Annotated in this window: 14 protein-coding genes; 7 read left to right on the top strand and 7 right to left on the bottom strand. The window is 31.9% G+C overall.

Annotated elements, in window-relative coordinates:
• Positions 1-15 precede the first annotated feature (15 nt).
• Complete coding sequence (locus HNQ03_RS08170; protein ID WP_173779184.1) at positions 16-621, top strand: HD domain-containing protein; 606 nt, start codon at positions 16-18, stop codon at positions 619-621.
• A gap of 94 nt (positions 622-715) precedes the next feature.
• Here the strand turns inward: HNQ03_RS08170 and HNQ03_RS08165 are convergent, their stop codons facing one another.
• Complete coding sequence (locus HNQ03_RS08165; protein ID WP_173779183.1) at positions 716-904, bottom strand: hypothetical protein; 189 nt, start codon at positions 902-904, stop codon at positions 716-718.
• Between the two features lie 53 nt (positions 905-957).
• A complete protein-coding gene (locus HNQ03_RS08160) occupies positions 958-1425 on the bottom strand; it encodes a hypothetical protein (RefSeq protein ID WP_173779182.1) in 468 nt (155 codons plus the stop codon).
• A 158-nt stretch (positions 1426-1583) separates the two neighbouring features.
• On the opposite strand from HNQ03_RS08160, the gene HNQ03_RS16175 reads away from it, so the two are divergent.
• On the top strand, positions 1584-1709 hold the full coding sequence (locus tag HNQ03_RS16175) for a hypothetical protein (protein WP_262888551.1): 126 nt from the start codon (positions 1584-1586) through the stop codon (positions 1707-1709).
• Positions 1710-1781: 72 nt separating this feature from the next.
• Here the strand turns inward: HNQ03_RS16175 and HNQ03_RS08155 are convergent, their stop codons facing one another.
• Positions 1782-2969, bottom strand: coding sequence for a DUF1501 domain-containing protein (locus HNQ03_RS08155; protein ID WP_173779181.1), 1188 nt, complete (start codon positions 2967-2969; stop codon positions 1782-1784).
• A 61-nt stretch (positions 2970-3030) separates the two neighbouring features.
• Complete coding sequence (locus HNQ03_RS08150; RefSeq protein WP_173779180.1) at positions 3031-4404, bottom strand: DUF1800 domain-containing protein; 1374 nt, start codon at positions 4402-4404, stop codon at positions 3031-3033.
• Between the two features lie 118 nt (positions 4405-4522).
• On the opposite strand from HNQ03_RS08150, the gene HNQ03_RS08145 reads away from it, so the two are divergent.
• From HNQ03_RS08145 to HNQ03_RS08125, 5 genes are all read left to right on the top strand, one after another.
• Positions 4523-6199 (top strand): formate--tetrahydrofolate ligase, encoded by a 1677-nt coding sequence (locus HNQ03_RS08145; protein ID WP_173779179.1) that lies wholly within the window; start codon positions 4523-4525, stop codon positions 6197-6199.
• 156 nt (positions 6200-6355) lie between these two features.
• Positions 6356-6928: a hypothetical protein gene (locus tag HNQ03_RS08140; protein WP_173779178.1), complete on the top strand. Its 573-nt coding sequence runs from the start codon at positions 6356-6358 to the stop codon at positions 6926-6928.
• Between the two features lie 100 nt (positions 6929-7028).
• Positions 7029-8075, top strand: coding sequence for a glucokinase (locus HNQ03_RS08135; protein ID WP_173779177.1), 1047 nt, complete (start codon positions 7029-7031; stop codon positions 8073-8075).
• Positions 8076-8205: 130 nt separating this feature from the next.
• Positions 8206-8814 (top strand): YceI family protein, encoded by a 609-nt coding sequence (locus HNQ03_RS08130; RefSeq protein ID WP_173779176.1) that lies wholly within the window; start codon positions 8206-8208, stop codon positions 8812-8814.
• Positions 8815-8916: 102 nt separating this feature from the next.
• Entirely contained in the window at positions 8917-9558 is a 642-nt protein-coding gene (locus HNQ03_RS08125; RefSeq protein ID WP_173779175.1) for an alpha/beta hydrolase, read from the top strand.
• 18 nt (positions 9559-9576) lie between these two features.
• Here HNQ03_RS08125 and HNQ03_RS08120 read toward each other — a convergent pair whose 3' ends face one another.
• From HNQ03_RS08120 to tsaE, 3 genes are all read right to left on the bottom strand, one after another.
• Complete coding sequence (locus HNQ03_RS08120) at positions 9577-9951, bottom strand: hypothetical protein (protein WP_173779174.1); 375 nt, start codon at positions 9949-9951, stop codon at positions 9577-9579.
• On the bottom strand, positions 9952-11145 hold the full coding sequence (locus HNQ03_RS08115) for an alanine dehydrogenase (RefSeq protein WP_226927465.1): 1194 nt from the start codon (positions 11143-11145) through the stop codon (positions 9952-9954).
• A gap of 63 nt (positions 11146-11208) precedes the next feature.
• Positions 11209-11616, bottom strand: coding sequence for a tRNA (adenosine(37)-N6)-threonylcarbamoyltransferase complex ATPase subunit type 1 TsaE (gene tsaE / locus HNQ03_RS08110; RefSeq protein ID WP_173779173.1), 408 nt, complete (start codon positions 11614-11616; stop codon positions 11209-11211).
• Positions 11617-11729 lie beyond the last annotated feature (113 nt).

The following is an 11729-nucleotide window of genomic DNA, read 5'->3' as shown; positions in this document are numbered from 1 at the left end:
TAAACAATACAATCTATGATCTTACAAGAGCGTTTTTATTTACTCCTTAAAAATTTAAACTTTTCTGAAGTGGAAAGGGTTTCACTTTGGAATGATTTGAGTAATTTCTATTCGCAAAAATTTAGAAAATATCATAATTTAGATCATTTGCAACAGATGTTTCTTCAATATGAATTGCATTTACACAAATTGCAAAATCCTGTAGAGGTTGCTGTAGCCATATTTTATCACGATATTATATATAAAGTAACTGCAAATGATAATGAAGAAAAGAGCGCAGAATATGCTAGAAGTATATTTAAAAATTGTGTAGTAGATAATAATATTATTGAAAATTTGATTTTGGCAACCAAAAATCATGAAGCAAGAACAAATGATGAAAAATGGATGGTAGATTTTGACCTTTCTGTATTAGGTCAGGAATGGGAGTTGTATTGTGATTATAGTAAAAAGATCCGGAAAGAATATCGCATTTATCCTAGTTTAATTTATAATCCTGGAAGAAGAAAGGTTTTAATTCACTTTCTGGAAAAAGAACAAATTTTTCAAACTGAATTTTATTTTCATAAATATGAAGCAATAGCAAGAGCAAATTTGCAAAAAGAACTCAATTCTTTATAAATTCCTTCGAACAAAAAAAAATCTTCTACTTGCGTCTTCAAAATTTTCGGAGTGAAAAGTTTGACTACGAGGTACAAAAAGGAGTAAATTTAATTTATCTAAAAAACTTTACCATAATTCTCAAAACATCATATTTAGAAAATTTCCAAGTATAAGTTCCTTTGAGCAACCAAGAAACGCCGAACGGAATTAAGGTGGTACTTTCAAATAACAGAGTAGAATAGGGGAAATCTAAACTTTTGAAAATAGAAAGAAAACCTATTGCAAGGATGCTGAAAATCATGATGTAGCCGCAAATACGGTAAATTCTATTTCGGCGTCTTTTCTTCTCCTTAATCACCTCATTTTTGTCGGGTTTTTGAAAAATAACAGAACAAAATATAGCAAAACAGATAAACAAAATGGTTGCAAAACTGTAGTGCAAAATGTTGCTCCAATGGGAGGTTTCTGCCCAATCTGGCAAATCAAAAAAAGGTTTTCCCAAGAAACCGACTGCATTTGTGGGAAGATGGCAACACCAGCTGCGCAAAATCCTGCAATATTGGCGAGCCAATCTTCCAATCTATAAACTCCTTTGTAGGTAATTAAAAAGGTGGAAAGTGCTGCCAAAGTTCCGACAAAAAAAGTGTGAGAAAAACTGTAGTAGTAGTGACTTAACGATGGTTGCAATCTGCCTCCAAAAATGACCAAAGCAAAAGGCAAAAAAATACCTAACAAACCAATCAATTGCCGCAATTTGAAATAAGAAATGGTGGTGGAATCTGTTTTTTCGGTCGCTAATTCATGTATTGTTGGAATTTCCATGGTAGTAATTTTACGTAAAGTAAGGCAAAATTTGAATGAATATCATGGGTGTTTTTCCTGTATTTTCAATATTCTACATTAAATTTATAATATTTTTTTTATTTAAAGCTGTGGTTTGATTTTTGAAATTATTGAGGCTAATATTAAAAATTATAAATATGAATCCTGTATTATTAAGAAGAATTTTGATGTGGTTGAGTCCAATAGTTATCGGTTATTTGATGAAAAAGTACGAAGAAAGACAAAATAAAAAGAAAGCACTGAAAAATTTAATAGAGAAATAAATTCCCTTTAAATACAAAAAAAAACCACATTTATTGAATGTGGTTTTTTTGTGCAATACTAGTTGAGAAGCTTTAAATAAAATCGTACACGCCATTTTTCCAGCCCAAAATTTTGGAGGAATCTGCTTTCAGCCAATTTTTGAGGATGGTAGCGTACACTTTTCGAAAATCTTCTGTGTAGATGAGGTCTCCATCGTTCAAATTTTGCAAATCTGGTAGCGCATTAAGAATACCTTTTTTCTTTAAACCTCCGGAAATAAAAAACATTTGGTTGGCAGTTCCATGGTCTGTTCCCTTGCTTGCATTTTGAGAAACTCGGCGCCCAAACTCAGAAAATGTCATCAACATTACATCATTGAAAAGATTGTTGGCTTTCATATCTGCCACAAAGGATTGTACAGCGTCGTTAATTTCGGAAAAAAGCTTTTCTTGTCTTTGATTTTGGTTTACGTGCGTATCAAAACTACCAATTTCTAAATAGTAGACTTTTGTATTGATATCAGATTTTATTAGCGAAGAAATTGTTTTAAAATCTTTGCCCAGTTTAGAACTTGGATAAGGACTATCTGTAGATTTTGCTTTGCTTTTTTCGAAAATATAAGAGGCGTTATCAATTGTTTCTCCTAGAGTTTGATAGAGATAATCAACGGTTTCGTGGTCGTGGTGATGGTTATCATACAAAGATTTAAAATATTGCTCATTGGAAGTCTCATACAATCTTTTTGGATCTTTGAAGGCGAAAGCTTTTTTTGTATTTCCCTTCATGGCAAGACTCAACATATCGTCTACTTCCAGTGCTTGCGTGGGATGTGTGCAATTGTAACATTCTTCGTCTAAATATCTCCCGACCCAACCGGTTTCCAAAAATTCTGAACTATTGCTGGCACTTTGCCAAATATCCATACTGCGAAAGTGAGATTTATTTGGCTCCGGATATCCAACATTATTCAAGACAGAAATTTCGCCATTGTCATACAATTCTTTAAAAAAAGGTAGCGCAGGATTAATGCCGGCTTCGTCTGTTAAATTTAAAGCATTTTTGATAGAGATACCTTGTCTTTCTTTGAAATAGATATCATTTTTTAACGGGATAATGGTGTTGAGACCATCATTACCACCACTAAATTGTAGTACTACTAATATTTTATTTTCTTTAGCCAAAGATTCTGGTAAAGAAAATGCCTTCAAAAAATTGGGGAGCATTAAAGATGCTGCTGCCAAAGTTCCGGTTTTTAAAAAATCTCTTCTTTTTATGATCATGTGATGGTATTTTCAAAAATTAATGTGGAAAAAATTTGATGAGCTATGTAAGGTTTTTGTTTTAGCAAAGCTGGTATTCTGGTGTGCTCATTACTTCTATTATGGTCTTTTTTACATCTTCTCCAGCGTATTTTTTAATAGTTTCTTTATCCAGGGATTTTGTTTTTTGGAGTAGAGATTCTGAAATATTTTTATCAGCTAAAGTTGTTTGTACTAGTTGCCAATCAAAATTGAAATTTGCAGTGTTGGCATTTTTCTTAGTTTTTTTGGCATTTTCTAGTCCCATTTCTACATCGTCATCTGCTTTTGCAGTAGTTTCTAAAGCTCGACTGCCGGACCAAATTTGGGGCAATTTCATTCTTAAAAGTAAAGTAGAACTGTCTATCCAAGATTTTCCAGTTGGCCAACCAGCAACATTTGGTGGGTAGAAAAGCGTTTGTCCCAATAGTTTTTGATACATCATCAAACTTTGCATTTTCACTTCGGAAGTTGGCAAAGTTCTAAGTATTCCCACCATTAATTCAATAGGTGATTTGATTTTGTTTCCTATATTTTCATCTTCAAAAAACCAATTTGAAGTAAAAATTTCAGTCATTAATTTTTTTATATCGTATTTGCTGTTGTAGAAATTATTGGATAAATTTTCCAGTCTTCTTTCATCAATTTTTTCGTTTACGAAATACTTATAAATTTTTTTGGTGATGAATTTTGCAGTTTCTTTTTTTTCTAAAATGATATTTAAAATATCAGTTCCATCAAAGTTTCCCTCTTTACCGAGAAATTTTTTAGAATTTTCATCATGAATACCTTTTCTCTCGATAAATGCACCATCTTTATCATAAGACCAACCTGTGAAAGATCTTGCAGCTTCCTTGATGTCTGTCTCTGTATAATTTCCTGTTCCTAAGGTGAATAATTCCATCACTTCTCTGGCGAAATTTTCGTTAGGATGCGCTTTCTTATTCTGCTGATTGTTGAGGAAACTTAGCATAGCAGGAGATTTAGAAACAGCAATAAGTAAATCTCCAAAATTGCCTAAGGCGTTTTCCCTTATTACTTGCAAAAGTTGCTGGTTAAATGGAGCATTTAAAATTTTACAAGCAAAATGACCGTGCCAAAAAAAAGCCATCTTTTCTAGAAATTGATTTTCAGATTGTACCATCGTCATAAAAAAATTATGATTGAGCTCTGTATTTTGCTTGTTCCTTAATTGCTGGAATGTTTTTCTCTGCTCTGCATCTAATTTGCTTATTTCACTAAATTCTTTTTCTTGAATTTGTGTAGTAAAAGAAATTGTATTAATTTCTTTATGTGCAATTATACTATTCCATAAATCGCTTGTTTTTATATTTTCTAAATTTTTATAATCTGAGAGATTCGGCCCAAAACCTGCTCTCCACAATAAATGTTTATTTTTTAAAAAAGAACTCGTCATAATTTGTAAACTTTTTTCTTTGATTAGTTGAACCGTATAAAGTTAAAACTAAAATCAATCTTAAATTTTTTTTTATTTTAAATTAATTAAAAGTATTTTTGATAGAAATAATAAATATATGAGTTTCCCAACAGATTTAGAAATTGCCGAAAAAGCAGATATTCAACACATCAAGAAAATTGCTGAAAAACTTAATATTCCTGAAGATGATTTAGAATATTACGGTAAATACAAAGCGAAACTTCCTTTAAAATATATAGACGAACAGAAAATAGCACAGTCCAATCTGGTTTTGGTTTCCGCCATCAATCCAACTCCTGCGGGAGAAGGAAAAACTACCGTCACTGTAGGATTAACGGATGGACTAAACAAAATTGGCAAAAAGGCCATCGCAGTTTTGCGTGAACCAAGTTTAGGTCCTGTTTTTGGGATAAAAGGTGGTGCAGCTGGTGGTGGTTATGCCCAAGTAATTCCAATGGTAGATATCAATTTGCATTTTACTGGGGATTTTAATGCGATAGAAAAAGCCAATAATCTTTTGTCTGCTTTGATAGATAATAACCTTCAGAATAAAAAAAATAATTTAAATATAGACCCAAGAACCATCGTATGGAAACGTGTGATGGATATGAATGATCGTGCTTTGCGAAATGTTGTAATAGGTCTTGGTGGAACGGCAAATGGAATTCCGAGGGAAGAAAGTTTCAACATAACGCCTGCAAGCGAAGTGATGGCAATTCTTTGTATGAGCAATGATTTTAAAGATTTAAAAGAGAAATTAGGCAATATTTTTATTGGTTATACTTTTGATAAACAAGCCATCTATTGCAGAGATTTGAAAGCAGAAGGTGCAATGGCAATTCTTTTGAGAGATGCCATCAAGCCAAATTTAGTACAAACTTTAGAAGGCAATCCTGCAATATTACATGGTGGTCCGTTTGCGAATATAGCGCAAGGTACAAACACAATAATTGCTACAAAAACAGGAATGTCTTTGGGAGATTATGTAGTTACGGAAGCAGGTTTTGGGGCAGATTTGGGTGCAGAGAAATTCTTGCATATTAAATGCCATTATGCAGGTTTTAAACCTAAAGTTTTGGTTTTGGTTACGACAATTCGAGCGATGAGGTATCATGGTGGAGCAAAAAAAGGCGAATATGAAAATCCACAATTTGAAGCTGTGAAGAAAGGTATTGAAAATCTGCAAAAGCATATAGAAAATGCAAAAAACTGGAATTTGAAACCAATTGTAGCCATCAATCATTTTGCTACAGATAGCGAAGAAGAAATTCAATTTCTGAAAGATGAGTGCGAAAAACTAGGCGTGAAAGCTATAGTTGCAGATGAATTTACCATGGGAGGAGAAGGCATGAAAGAATTGGCTGCAGAAGTAGTGAATGCTGCAGAAAATTATGGAAACAATTTCACACCTTTATATGATGTAGAAGATTCTGTAGAAAATAAAATAGAAACAATTGCAAAGAATATATATGGAGCAGATGGAGTAGAATATGCTGCAAAAGCAAAAGCAGACCTAAAATCTATTTATAATCTTGGCTTAGATAAATTGCCAATTTGTATGGCGAAAACTCAAAAATCATTAAGTGATGACGAGAAAAAAATTGGAAGACCTTCTGGTTTTACGGTTACCGTGCGAGAATTTGAATTTGCAGCAGGAGCAGGTTTCATTATTCCAATTTTAGGAAATATGATGAGAATGCCTGGTTTGCCAAGCATACCTGCATCTGAAAATATGGATATTGATGATGATGGAAATATTACAGGTTTAAGTTAAACTCTAAATTGAATTAAATAACCGTTTAACTTTTAATTTATTTAAATATCTGATTTTCAATTGCGTGTAATTTTTATTCATGATATAAACTTTTAATACTCTATTTTGGCACAATTTTTACAAGTTGTTCGAAACTAAATATAAAATTAATTAATTATGAAAAATTTTAAAACAGCAATCTTTGGTTTAGCTATTTTAGCGACAGGATTTGCAACTGCACAAGAAACATCATCAGTTTCTATGAAAAACATGTTGAAAGTTGGTATAAGTGGTGGTGCATCAGTGCCTTCAGAAAATGCTTCGGCAAATTTAGGGGTAGATTTAGCTTATCAAAATTTGGTTACGCCAAGTTTCGGTTTAGGTATCGCTACAGGATATTCTCACTTTTTTGGACAAGAAAATAATGGTTTGGATAATAATGATTTTGGTGTAGTTCCAGTAGCAGCATTATTTAGATATTACCCAAAAAATTCTGGCGTATTCTTCGGAACAGATTTGGGATATGGATTTATTGTAGGTGACGATAAGGTTGCTTCTAATTCTGTAGTAAATAGACCAGATGGTGGATTGTATTTGAAACCAGAGATTGGATATCACAATAGAGATTGGAATTTCACTTTGCATTACCAAAAAACATTTACCAGTGACGAAGGTCAAATTGGAACTCAAGATTACAATGCTGGAGCGCTTGGTTTAGGTATTGGTTACAATATTCCTTTAGGAAAATAATCTTTTTAAAATAAATAATTAAAGCCTTTTCAAAAATAAAATTGAAAAGGCTTTTTATATTACACGAAACTTTTTATCTTTGGTATCCAAGACTATTATTATGAAAAACAACAAAAGGTTTCCACTTTATTTCCCTGGTAAGGATAGCCCTCGAAATGAAAATATTTCTATCATTGCAGTAGAAGTTCGAGAAGGTAAATCGATCGTTGGTCATTACATTACAAAAGATGGTAATGTAATTTTGCAGGTTGAAGATAAATATAAAACCAAAAAATTCGAAAGTTTTGGAGATTTAATTAAGAGATTTATCACAGATTATTCTTTACAAAAAATTGACAGACTAGCAGTTGGCTTTCCAGGTCCTATCATTAATGGTATTGGGTTTTCGGAAAGAATTTCTTGGGATATTAATAAAACTACACTTGAGCAGGAATTTGGTTTTGAAGTTTTTATTATAAATGATTTAGAGGCTTCAGCTTACGGATTGGTAGATGTTACGGAGGAATGTCTTTTACCGATATATGAAGGTGAGCGAGATCCATCTGGAAACATGGCTATACTCTCGCCAGGAAATGGGCTGGGAGAAGCTGGGCTTTTCTATGATGGCGAATTTTTGAGACCATTTGCAACAGAAGGCGGACATACAGAATTTTCGCCAAGAACAGCTGTAGAAGTAGAGTTTTATCAATTTTTGAATAAAATTTACGGTATTGTAAGTTGGGAACAAGTGCTCTCAAAAAATGGATTATTTAATATATTTCGTTTTTTAAGAGATGAAAAACGTCATCCCCAATCTGAAAAACTAAAGAGAATGCTAGAAGAGGGAGACTTTGTAGAAGTTGTTTATAAAGCAGCGATGGAAGACGACGATCAAATTTGTACCATTACCATCAATACGTATTTAGAATTTTTGGCAAGGGAAGCAAATAATTTGGTGCTGAAATTAAAAGCTACTGGAGGATTATTTATAGGTGGCGATTTACCAATGCTTTTTAAAGATTATATAGATAACGAAAGATTTTACCAAAAATTTAGAATTAGCGCAAAGATGGAAAGGGTTTTAAAAAATATTCCGATATATCTAGTAGTAAGCGAAAAAACAATTTTATCGGGAGTTGCAAATTATGGAGCCTTTTATAAAATGTAATTTTTGATAGATTATCAATTTTATGACAATTAATTTATTTTTTGGCACGAAATTCTATTGTTTTATTGGAAATTGGCAGATTTAAAACTAAATTAGCCAAACAAAATTTTATTAATTTTTAATATTTTATATGAAAAAAATACTTCTATTATCTTTATTAATATTCGGTGTTACCTTCGGATTTTCTCAGAGAAAAAGCAATCAAAAAGATGGTGTAAGGTTGGTTCGTTCCACAAAATCCGATATCAGATGGTGGGGACACAAAATTTTCAAATCTGAGGCTACTACGCATACTGGAGGTTTACAATTGAAAATGGGGAAATTTATTTTTGATGATAAAAAATTACAAGGTGGCGAATTCGTTATTGATATGCGAGCTATGACTGTCACAGATTTAGAAGGCGAAGAACAAAAAAAATTGCTTGATGATTTGAAAAGTGTAAACTTCTTTGAAGTAAGAAGATTTCCAATGGCAATGTTTGAAATTACTAAAATTCTACCTTTTAAAAGTGACGAATACAATTCAGAAATTATAGGAAATATCACAATAAAAGGAATTAGAAAAACAATATCTTTCCCAGCAAACGTAATCACAGATGATTATAAAGTATCAATACAATCTGCAAAATTCTCTTTGAATAGACAAGATTTTGATATCTTCTACAAATCTTCTTTGAAAGACCTTTTGATAAAAGACCAAATAGATATGCAATTTTCTGTATCTAGCGACAAAAAATAAAATTTAATACTGAGAAATATAAAGAGCATGCAAATATGCTCTTTTTTTATTTTCGTTTTTACGAAATCATTACTTTTAAATTAGGTAAAAGACAAAATTTATATGAAAATATATCTTGTAAGTGGACTTGGTGGTGACCATAAAATTTTGGAAAAATTAAAATTTCCCGAAGATTTAGAAGTGGTTAATATTCCTTGGTTAATTCCTAAACAATCTGAACCATTTCCAGATTATGTGGCTAGAATGGCGGAAAATATAGATGATAAGGAACCGTTTTATTTGCTAGGATATTCCTTTGGAGGCATTATTGTGCAAGAAATTCACAAATTAAAACCAGCAGATAAAGTGGTTATTTTAGGAAGTATAAAATCTCATACAGAGAAATCTATATTTCTCAAAACTGGGGAAGTTACTAAAATTACGCACTTTTTTCCAAAGCAATTGTTTACTGAAAAAAGTACAGAAATCTATGCATATTTTAGAAAATTGCTAGATCCGAAAAATCCAAAAATATTTAATTATTTTACCGTTCGTGATCCATATTATTTAAAATGGTCTGTAGAAAAAGTTGCAGATTGGAAAAGTGTAGAAAATCCAGATGTAATACAAGTAATGGCAGATAAAGACATGGTATTTCCTATCAAAAATTCAAAACCAGATTACGTGATAAAAAATGGAACACACCTGTTTCCTGCTACAAAATATAAGGAGGTTTCTCTAGTACTGCAAAAAATATTTAGCTAAATTTTTTATAAGCTTACTTTATTTTAAAACTTTAATTGTAGTAAAAGTCGCAGCCTTCTCACATTTTTCAAACGTTATTTCGTATTTAGGATTGTCTTCTGGTGCTTGTAAAGTGTATGTTGGGCAAGGTTTTTTCTGCGCATTGCTCCTTTCAAAGTCTACAAAACCTTCTGATAGAATACTGTCTCTCAAAAATTTTTCATTCAAATTCAATTTTCGCATTTCTGCAGAAAAATTGTCTTTATAAATAAAGTTTTTACTTAAAGTTTCTGCAATTACTCGGCTATTTGGCAAATATCCTGTACAACTTGCGCCTTTTTTGTTTAAAATAAAAAAAACGAGCATCACACCAGGAATTAAACCTAAAAAATAAAATTTGAATTTTCTTAACATCTAAAAAAGTAAAAGATTAATATCATGATATGGCAATTGAAACCTATCACAGATTGATTTTTTTGTATGCCTGCCTTTGTACATATACAGACTTTGTTTCATATTTTCGTTGTAGATCATCATATTTTCCAAACCACCTTCTTCATCATAATTAAGAAGATAAGACAAGAAAAAGTTTGAAATTGCTTTGGTGGTCGTTCGTGGCATTCTAGAGGTAATGTTGGGCAATCCGCAATGTACCACATCATGTTTCACAAAAAATGGATCTTCCATCGTTGTAAGTTCAGAGGTTTCTACCACTTTTCCATTATCAATCGCAATATCTATTATTACGCTACCTTTTTTCATTTTCAGCACCATTTCTTCCGTTATGATTGGCGTCCTGCTTAATCTTGGCAAAGCCGCAATTACAACATCTGCTCTTCTCAAACTTTTTTGCAATTCTTTTGGTTCTATGATGGAGGTTGGAACTCTACCATCTAGCAAAGTATTCAACCTACGGAGTTTTGAAAGCGAATTATCAAAAACTTTCACGCTTGCTCCTAGACCAACGGCAGCTTTTGTGGCAAATTCTCCTACAATTCCTGCTCCAACGACCACTATTTCTGTTGGACGCACACCTGTAATTCCGCCCATCATGGTTCCGTTGGATAAGGATAATAATTCTGCAGCATACAAGATAGATGCAGTTCCAGCTATTTCGCCTATTAACCTAACTAGTGAAAGTTGGTTATATTTATCTACAATAAATTCAAATGCCATTGCATTAACTTTCTTTTCAGCTAATTTTTTGAAATAATAAGTATCTGTAAGATTTATTTGCAAAGCAGAAACAAGGAAAGAATTTTCTTTCAAAAAATCTATTTCTTCTGCTGTTGGCGGATTTATTTTTAAAACCAGATCTTGGCAAAAAGCTATTCTTGCCTCCTTCACAATTTTGGCGCCCGCATTAGCGTATTGCAAGTCTGTGAAAAAGGAACCTTTGCCTGCGAAAGATTCCATGATGATCTCATGTCCGTGATCTACTAAAACCTGCACTCCATCTGGTGTGATGCATATTCTTCTCTCATTTTCACAAGATTCTTTTGGAATACCAATAGAAAATTTTTTCCCTTTTTTGATGACTTCCAATTTTTCTTCTTGTGGCATCAATTCTTGTTCAGAAAACGGTGTAAAAATTTTGCTTTTACTCATGATTTTACAATTTGCAAGGTATTATCGCAAAGATAAACACTTTGTGAGAATTTTCTATATTTTTTACACAAAATGCAGAATTCTTCCAATTTCAGCATGGGAAATTTCTATAGTGTGATGAGGTATATCTGATAATTCATCTTCATAAATTTCGGGCCATTCTACGATGCAAAAATTTTCATTTTCCAAATATTCTTCAAAACCCATATCAAAAACTTCCTCTTTGGTATTGATTCTGTACAAATCAAAGTGGTAAATTTTTTTATCTACGAGTTTATATTCATTTACAATAGAGTAGGTGGGAGAAGAAACTTGCTCAATTACACCCATTTTTTTTAATAATTGTTGCGTGAATGTTGTTTTGCCGGCACCTAAATTTCCTTTCAGTAAAATAACACGATGTTCAATTTTTGGAAACAAATTTTTTACAACCTCTTTCCAATCTTCAACTTTTTCTATTTTAATGGTCATTTTTATCAATAAATTTGAGTTCAAAAATAATCAATCAATTTTATATTTGAATTATAATTTTAAAAAATTCTAAATTTGAAACTTAAATTAAAAGATAAAAACTATTTTGATGC

The organism is Frigoriflavimonas asaccharolytica (assembly GCF_013294015.1).
In the GTDB taxonomy this organism is placed as follows: Bacteria; Bacteroidota; Bacteroidia; order Flavobacteriales; family Weeksellaceae; genus Frigoriflavimonas; species Frigoriflavimonas asaccharolytica.
Note: the sequence above shows the minus strand (reverse complement) of the source record. Positions and strands in the feature narration are given on the sequence as shown.